The organism is Blautia sp. Sow4_E7, assembly GCF_052116245.1.
Classification (GTDB): Bacteria; Bacillota; Clostridia; order Lachnospirales; family Lachnospiraceae; genus Blautia_A.
The window spans coordinates 1-18,203 of record NZ_JBQKLL010000054.1 but is presented as its reverse complement, the minus strand read 5'-3'; the positions used below and the strand labels follow the sequence as shown (position 1 = coordinate 18,203).

Annotated in this window: 16 protein-coding genes, 4 pseudogenes and 1 other annotated feature; of the genes and pseudogenes, 9 read left to right on the top strand and 11 right to left on the bottom strand. The window is 43.0% G+C overall.

Features of this window, described 5'->3' with window-relative positions; all coding sequences use genetic code 11:
- Positions 1-194 precede the first annotated feature (194 nt).
- The 4 genes and pseudogenes from pheT to ACTQ50_RS17885 all read right to left on the bottom strand — a co-directional run.
- Positions 195-2,609 (bottom strand): phenylalanine--tRNA ligase subunit beta, encoded by a 2,415-nt coding sequence (gene pheT / locus ACTQ50_RS17900; protein WP_441485320.1) that lies wholly within the window; start codon positions 2,607-2,609, stop codon positions 195-197.
- Between the two features lie 18 nt (positions 2,610-2,627).
- Complete coding sequence (gene pheS / locus ACTQ50_RS17895; RefSeq protein WP_441485319.1) at positions 2,628-3,650, bottom strand: phenylalanine--tRNA ligase subunit alpha; 1,023 nt, start codon at positions 3,648-3,650, stop codon at positions 2,628-2,630.
- Between the two features lie 74 nt (positions 3,651-3,724).
- Positions 3,725-3,948: a binding site (T-box leader), on the bottom strand.
- 241 nt (positions 3,949-4,189) lie between these two features.
- Entirely contained in the window at positions 4,190-4,738 is a 549-nt protein-coding gene (locus tag ACTQ50_RS17890) for a hypothetical protein (RefSeq protein WP_441485321.1), read from the bottom strand.
- Between the two features lie 15 nt (positions 4,739-4,753).
- Positions 4,754-5,257 (bottom strand): annotated as a pseudogene (locus ACTQ50_RS17885) (TIGR00730 family Rossman fold protein); the annotation flags it as partial.
- 278 nt (positions 5,258-5,535) lie between these two features.
- Between ACTQ50_RS17885 and ACTQ50_RS17880 the strand changes: the two are divergent.
- Positions 5,536-5,772: a phage integrase N-terminal SAM-like domain-containing protein gene (locus ACTQ50_RS17880; protein ID WP_441485318.1), complete on the top strand. Its 237-nt coding sequence runs from the start codon at positions 5,536-5,538 to the stop codon at positions 5,770-5,772.
- A gap of 207 nt (positions 5,773-5,979) precedes the next feature.
- Here the strand turns inward: ACTQ50_RS17880 and ACTQ50_RS17875 are convergent, their stop codons facing one another.
- The 7 genes and pseudogenes from ACTQ50_RS17875 to ACTQ50_RS17845 form a co-directional block, all read right to left on the bottom strand.
- Complete coding sequence (locus ACTQ50_RS17875) at positions 5,980-6,681, bottom strand: response regulator (RefSeq protein ID WP_441485317.1); 702 nt, start codon at positions 6,679-6,681, stop codon at positions 5,980-5,982.
- A complete protein-coding gene (locus ACTQ50_RS17870; protein WP_441485316.1) occupies positions 6,674-9,373 on the bottom strand; it encodes a DUF4118 domain-containing protein in 2,700 nt (899 codons plus the stop codon). The genes ACTQ50_RS17875 and ACTQ50_RS17870 overlap by 8 nt, the downstream gene beginning before the upstream one ends.
- 90 nt (positions 9,374-9,463) lie before the next feature.
- Entirely contained in the window at positions 9,464-10,006 is a 543-nt protein-coding gene (locus ACTQ50_RS17865) for a LysR substrate-binding domain-containing protein (protein WP_441485315.1), read from the bottom strand.
- 21 nt (positions 10,007-10,027) lie between these two features.
- Positions 10,028-10,675 (bottom strand): NAD-binding protein, encoded by a 648-nt coding sequence (locus ACTQ50_RS17860; RefSeq protein ID WP_441485314.1) that lies wholly within the window; start codon positions 10,673-10,675, stop codon positions 10,028-10,030.
- 13 nt (positions 10,676-10,688) lie between these two features.
- A complete protein-coding gene (locus ACTQ50_RS17855; protein WP_441485313.1) occupies positions 10,689-12,029 on the bottom strand; it encodes a TrkH family potassium uptake protein in 1,341 nt (446 codons plus the stop codon).
- Positions 12,030-12,183: 154 nt separating this feature from the next.
- A complete protein-coding gene (gene kdpC / locus ACTQ50_RS17850) occupies positions 12,184-12,786 on the bottom strand; it encodes a potassium-transporting ATPase subunit KdpC (RefSeq protein ID WP_441485312.1) in 603 nt (200 codons plus the stop codon).
- Between the two features lie 109 nt (positions 12,787-12,895).
- Positions 12,896-13,144 (bottom strand): annotated as a pseudogene (locus ACTQ50_RS17845) (HAD family hydrolase); the annotation flags it as partial.
- A 197-nt stretch (positions 13,145-13,341) separates the two neighbouring features.
- Between ACTQ50_RS17845 and ACTQ50_RS17840 the strand changes: the two are divergent.
- From ACTQ50_RS17840 to ACTQ50_RS17805, 8 genes and pseudogenes are all read left to right on the top strand, one after another.
- Positions 13,342-13,605, top strand: a pseudogene (locus ACTQ50_RS17840) (major tail protein); the annotation flags it as partial.
- Between the two features lie 4 nt (positions 13,606-13,609).
- Positions 13,610-13,987, top strand: coding sequence for a hypothetical protein (locus ACTQ50_RS17835; protein WP_441485311.1), 378 nt, complete (start codon positions 13,610-13,612; stop codon positions 13,985-13,987).
- On the top strand, positions 13,984-14,151 hold the full coding sequence (locus tag ACTQ50_RS17830) for a hypothetical protein (RefSeq protein WP_441485310.1): 168 nt from the start codon (positions 13,984-13,986) through the stop codon (positions 14,149-14,151). The genes ACTQ50_RS17835 and ACTQ50_RS17830 overlap by 4 nt, the downstream gene beginning before the upstream one ends.
- Positions 14,152-14,236: 85 nt before the next feature.
- Positions 14,237-14,509, top strand: a complete 273-nt coding sequence (locus ACTQ50_RS17825) for a type II toxin-antitoxin system RelB/DinJ family antitoxin (RefSeq protein WP_441485309.1) — start codon at positions 14,237-14,239, stop codon at positions 14,507-14,509.
- Positions 14,506-14,787 carry a type II toxin-antitoxin system YafQ family toxin gene (locus tag ACTQ50_RS17820; protein WP_441485308.1) on the top strand — a complete coding sequence of 94 codons (282 nt, stop codon included), beginning with the start codon at positions 14,506-14,508 and terminating at the stop codon, positions 14,785-14,787. Before ACTQ50_RS17825 ends, ACTQ50_RS17820 begins: the two co-directional genes overlap by 4 nt.
- A gap of 88 nt (positions 14,788-14,875) precedes the next feature.
- A pseudogene (locus tag ACTQ50_RS17815) lies at positions 14,876-15,697 on the top strand (phage tail tape measure protein); the annotation flags it as partial.
- Positions 15,698-16,269: 572 nt separating this feature from the next.
- Positions 16,270-16,689: an integrase gene (locus ACTQ50_RS17810; RefSeq protein WP_441485307.1), complete on the top strand. Its 420-nt coding sequence runs from the start codon at positions 16,270-16,272 to the stop codon at positions 16,687-16,689.
- A 92-nt stretch (positions 16,690-16,781) separates the two neighbouring features.
- Positions 16,782-17,819, top strand: a complete 1,038-nt coding sequence (locus tag ACTQ50_RS17805) for a recombinase family protein (RefSeq protein WP_441485306.1) — start codon at positions 16,782-16,784, stop codon at positions 17,817-17,819.
- The last annotated feature ends 384 nt before the right edge of the window (positions 17,820-18,203 follow it).

Below are 18,203 nucleotides of genomic sequence, written 5' to 3'. Positions count from 1 at the left end.
CTGAAGAACTGCCGGATCACTGTCGAAAAACTAAATCAAGGTAAAGCTCCATGCCAGCCTTTGGGCTGGCATATCTTTTTGGGGAGGACCAGTTATTTACCATATACGTTGCCCGCGTAAATATAAAAGGGGCTGTCGGAATGATATTTTGCTATCAATCTGACAGTCCCTTCTTTTTATTTCATTATAAACATTTATCGAATATCCGCGCCAAACTTGAATTTCAGGTTGCCGAGGATCTTCTTCACGAATCTCTCAATATCCTTCGGCTCAAGAGCCTTGTCATCCGGTATGAAGGAAATCTTGAATGCCATACTCTTCTTTCCTTTGCCCAGCTGCTCGCTGCGGTAGATATCGAAGAGCTCTACGTCACCTACCTGCTTGCACGCCTTCTTGATCTCGTTGGTCAGGCTGCCGCAGCTTACCTTCTCATCAACAACCACAGCAAGATCACGGGTCACAATGTCGTACTCGGAAATCGGTTTATAGCGCAGACCTTCCGGCATGTGTGCGGAAAGTGCTGCAAAGTCAACCTCACCAAGATAGATCTGGTTATTTGCCTTGCTGTCTTTCGGAAGCTTTAACTCACCAGCAACGCTGTTTGCAAGCTTACCGAAGGAACCTACACGCTCGCCGTCACAGATCACATATGCAGAAATTCCCGGATGGAGATACGGAACATCTTCTGCTCTCTCATAATCGAAGCTTACACCAAAGGAAGCTGCAAGTTCTTCCATGGTTCCCTTCAGTGTGAAGAAATCCTCTCCCTCGCCAAAGGCTGCAAAACCAACATGTGGGATCTCATTCGGAAGCTCTGTAAGCGGGAGTGCCTTCGGATAATATACATTTGCATACTCAAAGAAACGTCCTGCTGTGTTGCCTTTCTTCACGTTCTCAACAACGGTATTTAACATGGACGGAGCCAGTGTTGTGCGCATGATAGAAAGATTTGTGGTGATCGGGTTTAACAGACGGATCACGTTACGCTCTTTTGCATCCTCTGCAATATGGAGGGCGTCAAGGTCAGCATCGGAATAGAATGCAAGTGTAGAAACCTCAAAATATCCCTGGGATACCATCACCTGTTTTAATTTTGTTCTTCTCTTCTGTGTTGGGTTTAATCCACCGTTTGTAACTGCCGAATTCTTTAAGAAAGTAGGAACAATGTGCTCATAGCCATACTCGCGGATCACTTCCTCAGCAAGATCCGGCTCTCCTACTTCGATGTCTTCACGGTAACGCGGTGCTGTAACTGTAAGAACATCGCCATCACGCTCCACTTCGAAGCAAAGTCTGCGGAGAATATCAAGAACATTCTCTGCCGGAACCTCGATACCGAGGATCTTGTTGATTCCACTAAGTGTTGCATTAAATTTCTTTCCTTCTCTCGGTGCGCCAGCGCTCACATCAAATGCACTTGATGTGATCTCACCGCATCCAAGCTCTTCGATCAAATGAAGGGCACGTGCCATACCAATCTCTACCGTATACTCAGCGATACCTTTCTCATAATGGCTGGACGCATCTGTATTCTGTCCCAGACTTCTTGCAGTCTTACGGATGTTGTCACGCATGAATTTCGCAGACTCGAAGAGAAGCTGTGTTGTATTCTCTGTGATCTCACTGTTCATGCCGCCCATAATACCAGCAAGTGCTACCGGTTTGCTACCATCACAGATTACAAGGTTATTCTCGTTTAATTTAAACTCTTTTCCGTCAAGAGTCTGGATCATCTCCTCATTCTTTGCGCGGCGGACAATAATCTGGGAGCTCTCTAAGGTGCTCATATCGAACGCATGCATCGGCTGTCCGATCTCCAACATAACGTAGTTTGTGATATCGACCACGTTGCTGATGCTTCGAAGTCCGCAAAGAGCTAACTGACGGCGCATCCATCTCGGGGACTGGCCCGGAGTAATGTTTCTGACGACATGGCCTAAGTAACGCGGGCAGAGATCCTGTGCCTCTACTTTGATATCAAGGTTTTCATATTTATAATCGCTCTGTTTGTAATCGAGAGCCGGCATCTTAAGCGGCTTGTCAAGAACAGCAGCAACCTCTCTTGCGATACCTAACACAGACTGGCAGTCCGCACGGTTTGCTGTTACAGAAATGTCGAAAATGTAATCGTCTAAGCCAACAACTTTTGCAATATCAGTTCCTGGAACGGTGTCTTTCGGAAGGTCTAAAAGGCCGTAAACTTCAGCACCTGGATACAGGTCATCGTTTAAGCCAAGTTCTTCGCCTGAGCAAAGCATACCGTTAGATTCAATGCCGCGCATAGGTTTTGCCTTGATCTTGATTCCTCCTGGAAGGGAAGAATTGTCAAGGGCTGCTGGTGTGTGCATGCCAGCGTATACGTTCGGCGCGCCTGTTACGATCTGGATATCGTTTCCGTACTCGCCGCAATCTACTTTACAGTTGAAAAGGTGTGTTCCTTCTACCGGTGTGCATTCTTTTACAACACCCACAACAACACGGTCGATCTCAGCGGAGAGGTCGATCAGTTCCTCTACCTCAAACCCACAGCTGAAAAGCTTATCGCTTAACTCCTGGGCAGTCACATCAATGTCAACATATTCTTTCAGCCAACTAAATGGTACTTTCATGATCTTCTCCCTCCCTTATTAGCCTTTAAACTGCTTCAGGAAACGAAGATCATTCTCATAAAGCAGGTTGATATTGTTAATACCGTATTTTAACATGGCGATACGCTCGATACCGATACCGAAAGCAAGACCAGAATACTCATTGGGATCAATGCCGCAGTTCTCCAGTACCTTATGGTGTACGATACCGCCGCCGAGAACCTCGATCCAGCCAGTATGTTTGCAGAGCGGGCAGCCTTTTCCGCCGCACTCGAAGCAGCTTACATCCACCTCAACACTTGGTTCTGTGAACGGGAAATAGCTTGGACGAAGACGTGTCTTAACATCGCTTCCAAAAATTGCCTGGACAAACTTTTCCAGCATACCCTGAAGGTCACAGAGTGTAATCTTCTTATCCACAACAAGACCTTCCATCTGATGGAACATCGGGGAATGTGTGGCATCACTGTCAGAACGGAATACACGTCCCGGTGCCAGCATCTTGATCGGTGGATTCTTTGCATCCATAACTCGGATCTGTCCCGGGCTTGTATGGGTACGAAGTAAGATATCCTCCGCTACATAGAAAGTATCCTGCATATCTCTTGCTGGATGGTTCTTGGCTACGTTTAATCTTGTAAAGTTGTGGTCGTCATCCTCGAGCTCAGGGCCGTCGAAGATTTCAAAGCCCATTCCTGCGAAGACATCGATCATCTCGTTCTCTGTTACAGTAAGCGGATGAAGACCTCCTGCCGGACGCACCTTTGCAGGCATGGTGATATCAACCTGCTCGCTCTTGTTGCGGGCTGCAAGCTCTAACTCATCCATCTTATTCTTCATTTCCTGGTAACGTGTTTCTACCTGATTCTTAAACTCGTTGATCGTCTTACCAACGTTCGGACGCTCCTCCTTCGGAACGCTTCCAAGACCTTTCATCAGGTTCGCAATACTGCCTTTCTTTCCAAGGAAGTTCTGCCAGAAATCGCCAAGCTGTTCCTTGGACTCCACATGGCCGAGAGCAGCTTCCATCTGCTCTTTCAAAGCCTTGATTTTTTCTTCCATAGTCCACCTCATTCTTTCGGGTATCATTATATGTCTATCAGTATGGGAAAAGGGATTAAAAAAAGCCCCATCCCAATTGGGACGAAGCTGACTCTCCGTGGTACCACCCAGATTCCGCATAATTGCGGCACTCTAACGCCTATAACGGGACTCCCCGTCCTGCACTACTAGAATTCCTTTCGCACAGGCTGCTCAAGAGTGAATTTCCAAAAGATTCCTTCGGAAGGCCTTTCAGCCGATGAACCTTCTCTCTGTTATACCAGATGTTCTTCTGTACTGTCTCTATCAATGCATTTTACATATTGGTGAATGATAGCACAAACTGCCGGATTTGTCAAGTCTGCGGTGGGCAGGGGAGGAAGGCCGCTCTGATTGATGAAGAGTTTGCAGATGAGATGCTCCGGGGTGGAAACTTTGTACCTGCCATTTTCCTGGAAGTCTTTGAAGAAGCAACTAACGGACGCCATGGAAATGGTGTTTACCAGAAAGTGCAAAAAAATATTTGCTAATGCGACAGCTCCGACGGCTCTTCTCCCTGTTTATACCCGCTTATAAATAATTGGTTCATCATATCCAAAAGTTCTCTTTCCATTAACCTCCATACTTTCCGATACTTCCAGGCAGCTATCGGAAAACTTTTCCCAAAGCTTAAATATCATTACAGGAGAAAACTGGCTTGTACTACCTCCTTCCCAGATTCCATTCTTTTCATGGTAAAGTGCCGGTGTAAACTTTTCAGATTTTTTCAGTTCAGTATAATCAACTTTCTTCATAGAATTATATGAAAATGTATTCTTATCTTCTCCTGCCGGAATTTCATATGAGGAAAGAAGAATTCCGTCCTCAGTTTCTGTAATAAGGAAAAGATGCGGTGATGCATGACGTTTTCCATTGGTTTCATAATAAATTTCTTCAACAACAAATTTGCCATTAAAGTCCTTAGGTATATTTTTTATTTTATCATTACATATGGTATTTACATGTTCTGCATAAGGATATATTTTTCCAGCCTTCTGCATCATATCAAACTGCTCTTTGTTATCAAAATGTCCTGTCATCATTCCTACAAAACGATTAAGTTTCAGGATTCGTTTTATATCATCCAGATTTTCAGCAAAATAGATTCCCTCTTGCCGCTCGTTGGAAGACAGTCCTTTTTCAACCATATGATTCAGAAGTGCTTTCAAATCATTGTAGTAACCATTCAGATTATAGAGAATACATGGTGCATCCAGATGTTTCAAAGACACCTTCGACATTACTTCTGTAATTTCCTCCAATGTTCCAGTGCCACCTGGGAAGGCAATAAAGGCTTCCCCCAACTCAATCATTTTCTTTTTTCGCTCTGCCATATCCTTGGTCACGATTAACTTGATTAACCCGTCATGCTGAAATTCGTTTTCGATAAAAAAATTTGGCTCTACACCTGTTACTTTGCCTCCAGCTTTCAAAACACTTTCCGCAATTGCACCCATCAGTCCAGATTTGGAGCCACCATAGATTAGTGCGTTTCCGCTGTTTCCAATCCATGTTCCCAATTCCTCAACTGCATTTCGTAAGCATGGGTCATTTCCTTCGTTTGCACCAAGATAAACTGTAATATTCATAAAAAAATTTCCTCCACAACTCCCGATTGAACAAAATCGATGCGCGATGGCCTGCCAAGGCTGTGGCGCAGTTTTATTTTTATTAAAATAGCAGTGGAATTACTTTCCATAATCCGTTATTGTTAAGTTACCACACGAAACAACTGAACTAAGAAAGCTCCACTGCCTATGATAAGAATAACATTTTCCAGTCTCTTCCGCAATCGGAATTATGACGCTAATGCACCTCCGAATAGGTAGATGTAATTATTAACACTACTTATTCTGGAGGTTTTATTATGTATAAAGATATTTTTGAATCCATCCGCAATGAAGCAGAAAAACGTAACCTACGTGAAAGAACTATTCAACTGTATTGCTCTGATGTCAGCTACTTCCTTCGTTGGATTGGAAAAAATGTTTCTGATCTTACACTTGACGATGCAGAAAGTTTTCTTACTGCAAAACGTCTGGAAGGAAGGTCTCCTGAAACTCAGCAAACGATTTCAGTGCTTTTTTACGTGTTATTCTATTAAATTTTACCTATTAGCTTATATAAATGAAACTTAGCGATACTTAAATAGCCCGCTCTTAGAGGAAATTTAAAAGTTGCCGTCTGTGTCTAGTTATTTAACAGGAAGAGGAAGAATATATTTTCTCGCCCCTCCCATTGAACCGTGCGTACGGGTCTCTTATACAGATCTACAGCTTATATTCCAACTTTAACTATGGTGTTGTGAAGTTCAATCAACTTTCAGCATCCGATACCCCACGCCAATGTGTGTTTGGATATATTGTGGAGAGTTCGGTTCTTTCTCGATTTTTTTACGAAGTGTTGCCATAAACACACGAAGGGAAGCAATATCATTATCCCAACTACTTCCCCAAATGCTTTGCGTAAGGAAAGTATGGGTCAGAACTTTTCCTATATTTTTTGTCAACAGGCAAAGCAACTTATATTCAATAGGTGTTAAATGCAACTCTTCTTCATTCAAATAAGCACAACCTGCAGCATAATCTACACGAAGTTTTCCGTTTACAAAAACAACCGCTTCGGCAGGGGATACTTTTTGCATCATCGATAACCTTCTTTGCGTGACTCGTAGTCTGGCAAGCAGTTCCTCAACAGAAAATGGCTTTGTTAAATAATCATCTGCGCCAGCATCCAACGCATCAATTTTATCGGTATCTTCACTGCGGGCACTGATTACGATAATTGGCATGTTTGACCAAGTACGGATTTTTTTAATAATCTCAACACCATCTATATCAGGAAGTCCTAAATCAAGTAAAACAATGTCAGGATTGTGTGAAGATGTTTCTAAAATTGCCGATTGACCATCGGGTGCCGTCAGATATCGGTATTCGTGCGCTTTTAAGGTTGTTGTAATTAAATTTCTGACAGATGTGTCATCTTCTACAACTAATATTAGTGACTTATTCATATACTTTAACCTCCCCTGCCGGTAATGTAAATGTAAATACTGTTCCGTGCGGCAGATTATCTGAAACAGTAAGTTCTCCGCCGTGGGCGTTAATAATGGACTTGCACAAAGATAATCCGAGTCCTAAACTTCGGCGGCTGTCTGCAATTTGATTTGCACCGCTATAGAACATGTCGAATATCCGTGGCTTTATTTCGTCAGCAATTCCGTTTCCGTCATCCGATATAGATACGATTGCTTGTTTTCCCCGCTTTTCTGTCCGAATAACAATATGAGAGTTTTTAGGTGTATATTTGATAGCATTATCAACAATATTGATGATTACCTGAACAATAAGCTTTGCATCCATTTTTGCAAGAAGAAATTCTTCTTTGCTTTCAACGGAAATATGATGTTCTTCACTCTTTCGGTTAATATGATGTAACGCTTCTGTGATCACGTCATCCATCAAATCTTCCGTTATACGGAGATTCAACCGTCCTTCTTCAATCCGGGTTACAGCCAGCAAGTTTTCTACAAGGTTAATCAGCCACATGGAATCATCATAAATATCCATGTACAGCTGCTTTTTTGTATCATTATCAAAGGAATCGCCGTTGGACAAAAGATTGCTGGCATTACCGGAAATGGATGTCAGCGGTGTCCTCAAATCATGTGAAATAGCACGCAGCAGGTTCGCTCGCAACTGTTCATTTTTTGCAAGAATGGCCGCCTCCTGTTTCTCACGGGCATTTTTCTCATTTTCCAAAGCCAGGGCACATTCTCCGAGAATGGATAGTAGAATACTGTTTTCAAATGGATCAAGAGGTATTTCCCCCATCACGATTCCAATAACTCCATATACCATACTGCTGCTGCGAACAGCAAGGTACAGGCATTTTGCATTGGAAAGCGTTCCTGTTGTAGCTCCGGCACGTTTATTGTTTTTCAATACCCAGCCGGCAACGGCCTTTTCATTTTCGGAAATACACGATTCCAAATTTTCTTCAGTTACAGAAAAAATATGCGGCGTATCCAACACTTCTCCATCAGCTAAATAAAAAACGATATCTTTTCCCAAGAGTTTAATGAGCTGATTTGAAGTTGCAGATACAATTTCATTTTTATCTTTTGCCTGTTGCAATAGCTGGTTTGTATCAAATAACACTTTGGTACGGTAAGCAGATTGTGCCGCCTGTTTTGCTTGGTTTTTAATCCGTATAGCAAGAGAACCGATTAAAAATGCCGCCAAAAACATGATAATAAAGGTAACAGGATAACCCTGATCATACGCCTGCAAGGTAAATTGAGGTTCCGTAAACAGGAAATTAAAGACAAAAACACTTACAATCGAGAAAATTAGGCTGTATATCTGATGTTTCGTGATGACAGCGGTGACAAGAACACCTAAAACAAAAACAGTAATGATATTTGCTTCGTCAAATCCAAATTTCTGGAAAATCATTCCGACTAAACTGGATAAAATCAGAATCGCAGTAGATTTTAATGTATCAGTGACAGAGAATACGATATGGTTCTTTTTCCTGCCCCCTCTTAACTGATACACTGCCGCATTAGAAACCGTATCCGGAATAATATGCACATCCAGGTTAGGGGCATAATCAATCAATTTTTCTGTCAGGGTCGGTTTGCTGAGCAAATGCCGTTTTGTAGCAGAACTACGTCCGATCACAATCTTTGACACACCGGACAAACGAGTAAATTCCGCAATCTGAAACGGAACATCTTCTCCGTAAACTGTTTCTATTTTTGCCCCAAGCTGCTCAGCAAGACGAATATTTGAACGCAGGCGTTTTACATTTTCCTCGCTCATCACCGAAAAATCTGGGGTTTCTACAAACAGAGCCGTAAACTCCCCTTTAAAAGCAGAAGCCATTTTTGCGGCGGTACGGATAATTTTCGCATTGGATGGAGAAGAAGATAGACATACAAGAATATGTTCGCCTGTGTGATAATCTCCATGATTTTTTATGCGGGTATTTTCTGTGAGGATATTCACCCGGTCCGCACATCGCCGCAGTGAAATCTCCCGGAGAGCTGTCAAATTTTCTATTGTAAAAAAATTTTCTACTGCCTGATTTTCCTGTGTCTGTCTGTATACATTTCCTGTATTCAAACGGTTGATCAAATCCTGTGGTTCAATATCTATTAATTCAACCTGATCTGCATTATCAAAAATAGAATCCGGGATGCGTTCCCGTACAACAATTTCCGTAATGGATGCAACTGTATCACAAAGGCTTTCAATATGCTGAACATTGACAGTCGTATAGACATCAATCCCTGCATTCAAAAGTTCCTTAATGTCCTGATATCGTTTTGCATGACGGCATCCTTCGGCATTCGTATGCGCAAGTTCATCTACAAGGATAAGCTGTGGTTTTCTTTTCAACGCCATGCCAATGTCGAATTCGTCCAGTATCATACCATTATAAAAAACTTCTCTTGTAGGAAGAACTTCTAAGCCATTCAAAAGAGCTGCTGTTTTGGGACATGCGTGGGGTTCTACATAACCGGCTACCACGTCAATTCCCTGCTGTTTTTCCATATGAGCTGCTTCTAACATGGCGTAGGTTTTACCCACACCAGCTGCATATCCGAAAAAGATTTTCAAATGTCCTTTATTACGGTTTTCTTCATCAGCTTGGATTTCCTTTAATAACTGATCCGGATTGTGTCTGCTTTCACTCATACGGTCATCTCCTTGTACAAAAACATTATATAGAATAATACGTATATTTCAGAAAAGCATTTTAGCACTGACATTAAAATCGCATAAAGATTATACCACCTTTTCTTCTTTTTTTCCATTCGGGCGTGCAGACGAAAGCAGAAAACGCTCCGAAAAATCACGCAATTTTTCGACAAATAGACCCTTCATACAATTAATGTCATTTTGCCATATCACTCTCGCTGGTTTCTCAATCGTGTTGATGGGATGTACCGCAATGTCTATAGAGCCTGGAGTAATGACACTTTGCTTTATTTGAAGGGATAAGGAACAATACTCATCTTTCAAAATATCGTTGGAGTTTTCTATGATAAAGCCAAAATCAAGTTTATTATTTCCCAGCCCATTTATTATTTCACTTACAGAACCGTAGAACAGGTTCAGCTCATAGTTTGGGTATTCGCTTGAAAATTGTTCTAATAGATCTGCAATAGAATCTATGATTGCAGGTGTTTCAAATCCAATCCTGAGCTTAGAATCTGAAATAAGTTTTTGGGATTGATTTTCCTTGAGAAATTTATCCAGCTTTTCCATAAGAAAATAACCATAAATAAATGCTGCCAATACCACTATAAGTAAAACAAAGTCTTTCATATCACCAACTTCTTTCAAAAATTAAATATGAAAACATTTTTGAATATTTTTCGTCTCCCCAAGAACAAGCATGGTACTGTCCTTTAACAACTGCGTATCGGAACTTATTTTCAAATTCATAATATCATTTGTTTTCAGCGCCATAATATTGATGTTATATTTTTTTCGTATATCCAACTGACCGATTGTTTTTCCTATCCATTCTCCCGGTATAGATATTTCAAAGATTGCATGTTCTTCATCTAGTTCTATGTAATCGAAAATATGATCAGCACTATAACGGATCGCAACCCAATCGGCAAGCTGCCTTTCTGGATAAACAATTTCATCTGCGCCGTTTCGTAAAAGAAATTTTGCATGAACATCACGAGCGGCACGAGACACCACCATTTTTGCACCGAGTTCCTTCAAAAGGGACGTTACTTCCAATGAATTCTGAAAGTTATCTCCGATAGCCACAATACAAACATCAAAATTTCCAACACCAAGCGAACTTAAAAAATCCTCATTAGTCGCATCCCCAATCTGAGCGTTAGTTACAAAGGGAAGTACAGCATCAACTCGAGTATCTTCTTTATCTACCGCCATCACCTGATGATGCAATTCATCTAATTTTATAGCAATGTGCCGTCCGAATCTTCCCAGACCGATAAGTAATATTGATTTCATTTTTTTATTCTCCTTAACCTACTGTAATTTTTTCCTGAGGATATTTTGAAACGTTAAGCTTTTTTTCAGAAATGGTAGCAAAAATCAAGGTCAATCCTCCCACTCTGCCAAAAAACATCAGGCAAATCAAGATTATATGGGAAACAAACCCCAGGTCAGGAGTTATTCCCAACGATAACCCTACCGTCCCGATTGCCGACGCCGTCTCAAACAAAGCGGTCATAAGTGGAATATCTTCTGTTCTGCTAATTACCATTCCTCCGACAAGGAATAAAACGATATACATCAAAAAAATCGTAGCTGCATTTCTGATAGTGCCATCCGGAATTTGTCTGCCGAAAAAATGGGTGTGTTCCTTTTTTCTAAATACAGATAATGCCGATGAAACTAGAACTGCAAGAGTTGTCGTTTTCATTCCACCTGCAGTGGAACCGGGCGAGCCACCGATGAGCATCAGCATAATGATAAGCATTTGCCCAACTTCACTGAGTAAAGTCAAATCTGCCGTATTGAATCCTGCTGTTCTCGGCGTAACGGATTGAAACAAAGAAACCCATACTCTTTCTGTAAGAGGCACATTTGAAAACTCAAAATAAAAAAAGTAAAGAGCCGGTAAGAATATCAATATTCCTGTTACCATAAAAATCACCTTGCTTTGCATCCGGTATTTTTTAAAATGCCATTTATGATTCTTTATATCCTCCCAGGTAAGGAATCCAATACCTCCTGCAATAATCAGCATCATAATTACAAGATTTACAATCGGCTGTACAGAATAAGAGGTCAACGAGGAAAAAGGGGTTCTTATACCGATTAGATCAAATCCTGCATTGCAAAAAGCAGAAATAGAATGGAACAGTGAATACCATATTCCTTTCCAAAACCCAAAGTCCCTGCAAAAAACAGGGGCTAAAAGAACCGCACCAATGATTTCGATAAGAATAGTAGTCCGAATAATAAATTGCGTTCTCCGTACAATACCCCCCACCGTTGGAGCCGAAATTGCCTCTTGCATGGTACTTCGCTGCATCAACCCGATTTTGCGTCCGGAAACAACAGCAATCGCAATAGCAATCGTAATAATTCCCATACCTCCGATTTGAATCAGCAGTAAAATAACTCCTTGGCCAAATAAAGACCAGTAGGTTGCCGTATCCTTAATAACCAGTCCCGTCACACAAACCGCAGAAGTTGCGGTAAACAAAGCATCCAAAAAGGAGGTACACTGACCGCTTTTTGTAGCAATCGGCAGCATCAAAAGCAGACTGCCTAAGAGAATCACGGATAAAAACCCTAAACTAATCACTTGAAATGATGTTATATGTCGATGTCTTGATCTGTTTGTCTGTTGCATAACTATATCCCCATAATCTTAATTTCTTTTTTATATTTCCTTTATTCTATCTTTATTTGTATTAAATGGGCGTAAGTAAGTTTGTTTTGAAATTAAGATTGTATAAAGATGAGCAGAAGTCTGAAATCTTTTGCTCATCTTTTGAGAGTGCTAGTTACAGGATACCGTCCAACATCAAATTGACTTTCAGAACATTTACTGTTTTCTCTCCAAAAGCACCTAAAAATCTACTGTCGGTGCATTTTTCAATAATAGCTCCGACTTTTTCTTCACTCATATTATTTGCTTTTGCAATTCTTGTTACCTGATATTTAGCCGCCGCAGGGGAGAGATGCGGATCAAGTCCGCTGCCGGAACAGGTCACAAGTTCAACCGGAATGGCTGTTTCCTCCATATCGGGATTTGCCTTACGAAGCATCTGCACCCGCTTGGCAACCAAATCTTCAAATTCCTCACTTGCAGGAGAAAGATTGGATGGAACTGCATACATCAGCGTTTTACCGTTTTCATCTTTGTAAGTGGATACGTCAATATTCATAATGCGTCCCCACATATGCGCTTCATCGGTATATTTCTGTCCTAAAAGTTCGCAGCCATATTTTTTTCCATCCACTTCTATAATACTTCCGTTGGCTTTGTCAGGGAAAATAAGCTGTGCAATTCCCGTCACAATGCCCATATAAACGACGCCGCAAATTACAGTAAAAATCAGAAAGATAATTGCTGACTTCGGCAATACATTTTTTAATATTTTCATCACAGATCCTCCTTATGCCAACCCAAACAACACTAACAGCATATCAATCAATTTTACAAAGATAAATGGAGCAATCAGACCACCCAAACCGTAAACCAGCAGATTGCGTGACAGGAGTTTTCCGGCTGGATGCAGCGGCAGTCATTGGATTATCGCCCGTAATCATAATCGTTTTGATACCCATTTTCCTAAGGTCGGCAAATTTTTCCTTTACCCCTTGTTTGATAATATCTTTCAAATGAATCACACCAAGGATTTTATGATTTTTTGCAACAACAAGAGGTGTTCCGCCTTGTTTGGCTATATCCTGCACAATACGGTCACATTGGTCTGAATAGATACCTCCTGCACGTGTGATAGTCTTCAAAGAGCTGTGTTTCACTTTTGGGAACAACAATGCAAGTCGAGTTCTCGTTTGGCGTCCACCACTTTTTATTTCCAGAATAGGCACTTGTATCACGAGACTCCGTAATAACCGTATAACTTCTCTCATACCAGCCATCCTGCTTTTCTGGATTTTCATTTACTTCATCCGAATCAATACGTCCCAAAAGCCGTATTCGTCATGTGCTGTATAACTGCTCCGCTTCCCGTCCCGGCATCGAAGGAAATACGAATGAGGATTCCAAGGAGGTACAGACGGAGAAGCTGTCTCTGAAGGCGGTGCCGCTTGCTAATGGTATGGTGAAAGCAAAGACTGGAAATACCACGGATGCTACCACCTATGCTGATTGGTACAAGGCAGTATATGTGCCCGCGGCAGAGAGTGATGCAGCAACGCAGTCTGCAGCGAAGCCTGCAAAGTCAGTAAAGGAGTGATTCTATGGGCATGACAAAGATGATTGAGATTGACGGAAAGCAGGTGCCATTCAAGGCATCTGCCGCCATTACGCGTATTTATCGCATCAAGTTCCACCGAGATATCTATAAGGATCTCGATGTGCTGGGAAAAGCTGTCGGAAACGGGGATGAGGGTTCCTCCCACCTCGATATGTTCTCCCTTGAGATGTTTGAGAACATTGCCTACATCATGGCAAAGCATGCAGATCCCACCATCCCGGACAGCCCGGAGGAATGGCTTGATGAGTTCAGCACCTTCTCCATCTATCAGGTGCTTCCGAAAATCATCGAGCTTTGGGGCTTAAATGTCCAGACGGATGTAGAATCTAAAAAAAACTTCACGCAACAGATCGGCCGATGACCACACCCTTGTTTCTGCTTCGCTGCGTACAGCTCGGCATCTCCATCCGAGACTTTGACCTTCTCACGATCGGTATGGTGAATGACATGTACGCAGAAAGCAGCAATGATGAGTACAAAGGCTATGCGCAGATCGCTACGCAGAGGGATTTCGATGCATTTTAGCAGAATTTATGTGTCTTATATAATGACAGTGTGTTGACATTAGACACGCATTTGAGTATACTATACTTGAATGGAGGTGTTCTGTATGGCAACAACTAATTTAAATATTCGTACAGACAAGGCAATCAAGGATCAAGCGGAGGAAATCTTCAATGAGCTTGGTCTGAATATGACAACTGCTGTAAATATGTTCCTGAGAACCGCTATCCGTGAGCATGGTATTCCTTTTGAATTAAAACTGGAAGTACCGAATGATACGACAGCCGCTGCCATTGAGGATGGCAGAAAAATGATGAAGGATCCTTCTGCTCCGCGTTATTCCAGTATGGATGCGCTTAAGGCAGCTCTCGACGTATGAAATACGACATTCAGTTTACCAATCAGTTTAAAAAGGATTTGAAGCTTGCAAAAAAGCAAAATAAAAATCTTGATAAGCTGTTTGAGGTAATCGATATTCTGGCAAATGGCGGTACGCTGGATGCAAAATACAGAGACCATGACCTTACAGGCAACTATAAAGGCACGCGTGAGTGTCACGTTGAACCAGACTGGTTACTCATTTATGAGATTCAGAACAACGTTTTAGTACTCATGCTTTACAGGTTTGGTACGCACTCGGAACTATTCAAAAAATAGATTTAAAAAACAGAATAGCAATTCAGAAAGCATCTATCAGAAATGGTAGGTGCTTTTCTTATGCCCAAATTCAGGAAAGGAGGAGCCTATGGCCGGAAGCAGAATCAAAGGTATCACAGTCGAGATCGGTGGCGATACCACAAAGCTTCAGACAGCCTTAAAGGGTGTCAATTCAGAAATCAAGAATACGCAGAGTCAGCTCAAGGATGTCGAAAAGCTCCTAAAACTGGATCCAGGCAACACCGAGCTACTTGCCCAGAAGCAGAAGCTCCTTTCCAGCGCTGTCAGTGAAACGAAGGAAAAGCTCGCTACTCTCAAGACTGCTGCAGAGCAGGCACTTGCGAATGGTGACATCTCAAAGGAGCAGTATGATGCCCTTCAGCGGGAGATCATCGAAACGGAAGAAGATCTCAAAAAGCTGGAGGCACAGGCAAATCAGTCTGCCACTGCTGTGCAGAGGATTGCTACTGCTGGTGAAAACCTGAAATCTGCAGGCGATAAGGTTTCCTCCGCCGGTGAAAAGCTCCTTCCTGCCTCTGCTGCAGTTACAGCTCTTGGCGTTGCTGCTGTAAAAACAGCCTCCGATTTCGATTCTTCTATGAGCCAGGTAGCCGCCGTGTCTGGTGCAACCGGAGAGGACTTCGACAAGCTCCGCGCAAAGGCTCGTGAGATGGGTGCGAAAACAAAGTTCTCAGCATCTGAGGCTGCGGATGCCATGAACTATATGGCGATGGCCGGATGGAAAACCTCCGACATGCTGGATGGTATCGAAGGCATCATGAACCTTGCCGCAGCATCCGGTGAGGACCTTGCCACCACATCAGATATCGTAACCGATGCACTGACTGCATTTGGACTCACCGCCAAGGACTCCGGGCATTTCGCGGACATCCTTGCAGCGGCAAGCTCTAGGAGAATCCATTCCAGCACCTACGGGAAATACGCAGCCTGGGTGTGCAACACTCACCTGGAGGACACCCGCAGGTACTCTATGCTTTATATCCGTGATGATGATTTGAAGCTGGCATTTACCACGATGATCAATAAGCTGGTCTACTGCCACAAGCTGGTCTTGAAGCCTTATTTGAAAGCGCTACAGGAAAACAGCGGAGATGCATCGCTTCTGAATATCCAGCAATTAGAAATATTGCTGGAGCAGAACACCGAACAGCGAGAAACCCTGCATAAGCTGATGGGACAGGGCTACATTGATCAGATTCTTTTTACCCAGGAAAATAATGCCCTTCTCTCTCAGGCTGGCGAATATAGGAACCAAATTGAGCTCCTAAATCGCTCCCAATCACTGGATGCCACAAAGGTATACGAGACGGAGCGCCTGCTACACTTCTGCGAACGTGGGGAAATGCAGCTGGAATACAGTGAAGAATTATTTGAGCTATTCGTGGATCACATTAAGGTTTATAGCCGTCAGAAAATCGGCTTTGCACTTCATTGTGGTCTTATTTTGAAGGAGATGATTTGATGGGACACACACCCTTCGGTTACCGGATCGAGAATGGCAAGGCAGTGATAGATGAAGCTGCTGCCGCTCAGGTTCGAGACCTTTACAAGAATTATTTAAGTGGTCTATCCCTTACCAATGCTACAAAGGAAGCCGGGCTCAACCTACTCCATTCTGGTGCCAAGCGCATGATGCTAAACAGACATTACCTCGGAGATGACTTCTACCCGGCCATCATTGATCCGGCATCCTTCGATGCCGTCAGTACTGAGATTAGCAAGCGCTCTACGCAGCTCGGACGGAACGACCGCTATATTGCACCAATCATAAAAAGGCCACCTACCGCCTTTCGACTTGGTGACATTACAGAGAATTGTGAAAATCCGATCAGGCAGGCAGAATACCTATACAGCCTGATAGAAAGCGAGGCGAGGTCCTGATTACGATTATGGCTTTCCTGGCACAGCAGGAATCACAATCCCTCAGCCAAAACGTAAAGCTGGGACTCCAATTTCGCTATCAAAGTGGCCAGGTGCAGGTAAATCACAATCACTTCCTCGGCTACACCAAGGATACAGATGGGAATCTCATCATCGATCCAGAGCAAGTGGAGGTGGTAAAGCGCATCTACCGGGAATACCTGGAGGGCTACTCTATGGATCGGATTGCAAAAGGTCTGGAGGCTGACGGCCTTCTCACCGGCGCTGGCAAAACAAAATGGTGGACCAGCACCATCAACAAGATCCTGCGCAATGAGAAATACATCGGTGATGCCCTGCGTCAGAAAACTTATACCACAGACTTCCTGAACAAGACCAGAGTGAAGAACAATGGCATTGTTCCACAATACTATGTAGAAGGCAACCACGAAGCAATTATTCCGAAGGACATTTTCTTGCAAGTACAGGAAGAACTGGTACGCAGGCGAGTGGTCAAAACCAGTGCCAATGGTAAAAAGCGCTCCTACAGCTGCAACCACTGCTTTGCGCAGATTGTCATTTGCGGCGAATGCGGTGAAATGTTCCGCAGAATCCACTGGAACAATCGCGGCTGCAAATCCATCGTCTGGCGCTGCATCAGCAGGCTGGAGCCGACCGGGCAGGAATGCCACGCAAGAACCGTCAATGAGACGGTATTGGAGAATGTGGTAGTTCAGGCAATTAACACGCTCCTTGGCGATAAGTCCATCTATCAGGCACAGCTCCAGCAGAACATCGCAAAGGTGATCCGTAGTGCTCAGCAAAATACCGCTGATGGCATTGACGAAAGACTGCAGGGACTCCCAAAAGAGCTTCTCAAAAAAGCCAATAACAAAGAGGCCTATGATGAGATTGCAGACGAAGTCTTCAAACTCCGGGAACAGCGAGAAAAATGTACGGTTGACACTGCCGCCAGAGACGCACAGATTGCTCGCATCAATGAACTGCAGGATTTTATCAAGCAACAGCCCGCACACCTGGAATCCTTCAACGAGGCCCTGGTAAAACGCTGGCTTGAACGAATTATCGTCTGTGAGGACCACTTCACTGTGGAACTTAAGTCCGGACTGAAAATTGATATTGAAGGATAATTCCGTAGACGCACGAAACCCTCTCGACCATGATGGCCGGGAGGGTTTTTCTATTCTGCAAACTGGAAGTGAACAAAATCGCTGCGCGATGGCCTGTCAAGGCTGTGGCGCAGCTTTTTACTTTTTCTAAAAAAGGCAGTGACAGGATTGTCCCAAGATAGTATTGTTAAAGCACCACCAATAACAAACTTCAAACACGGGCTTAGTCCCAACAACTGCCTATGAAAAGAATATCATCTTTAGGCTGCTTACACAAGCAGTTTTATTTTGCAAATTGTTACTGACGACCGGTTTTGTCCAAAACCATCCGGTATTTTTTGCCCGGAATCAGACGGAATTTCTGTCCGCCAGAGACTTTTATTTAAATTTCTGGCGGACATTTTT

Excerpts from the sequence above, each read along its gene's own strand:
- ACTQ50_RS17830 (WP_441485310.1), top strand. The coding sequence starts at position 13,984 with ATGACCACACCCTTGTTTCTGCTTCGCTGCGTACAGCTCGGCATCTCC.
- ACTQ50_RS17810 (WP_441485307.1), top strand. The coding sequence starts at position 16,270 with ATGGGACACACACCCTTCGGTTACCGGATCGAGAATGGCAAGGCAGTG.
- ACTQ50_RS17880 (WP_441485318.1), top strand. The coding sequence starts at position 5,536 with ATGTATAAAGATATTTTTGAATCCATCCGCAATGAAGCAGAAAAACGT.
- kdpC (WP_441485312.1), bottom strand. The coding sequence starts at position 12,786 with ATGAAAATATTAAAAAATGTATTGCCGAAGTCAGCAATTATCTTTCTG.
- ACTQ50_RS17860 (WP_441485314.1), bottom strand. The coding sequence starts at position 10,675 with ATGAAATCAATATTACTTATCGGTCTGGGAAGATTCGGACGGCACATT.
- ACTQ50_RS17855 (WP_441485313.1), bottom strand. The coding sequence starts at position 12,029 with ATGCAACAGACAAACAGATCAAGACATCGACATATAACATCATTTCAA.
- ACTQ50_RS17870 (WP_441485316.1), bottom strand. The coding sequence starts at position 9,373 with ATGAGTGAAAGCAGACACAATCCGGATCAGTTATTAAAGGAAATCCAA.
- ACTQ50_RS17835 (WP_441485311.1), top strand. The coding sequence starts at position 13,610 with ATGGGCATGACAAAGATGATTGAGATTGACGGAAAGCAGGTGCCATTC.
- ACTQ50_RS17865 (WP_441485315.1), bottom strand. The coding sequence starts at position 10,006 with ATGAAAGACTTTGTTTTACTTATAGTGGTATTGGCAGCATTTATTTAT.
- ACTQ50_RS17825 (WP_441485309.1), top strand. The coding sequence starts at position 14,237 with ATGGCAACAACTAATTTAAATATTCGTACAGACAAGGCAATCAAGGAT.
- ACTQ50_RS17820 (WP_441485308.1), top strand. The coding sequence starts at position 14,506 with ATGAAATACGACATTCAGTTTACCAATCAGTTTAAAAAGGATTTGAAG.
- pheT (WP_441485320.1), bottom strand. The coding sequence starts at position 2,609 with ATGAAAGTACCATTTAGTTGGCTGAAAGAATATGTTGACATTGATGTG.
- ACTQ50_RS17875 (WP_441485317.1), bottom strand. The coding sequence starts at position 6,681 with ATGAATAAGTCACTAATATTAGTTGTAGAAGATGACACATCTGTCAGA.
- pheS (WP_441485319.1), bottom strand. The coding sequence starts at position 3,650 with ATGGAAGAAAAAATCAAGGCTTTGAAAGAGCAGATGGAAGCTGCTCTC.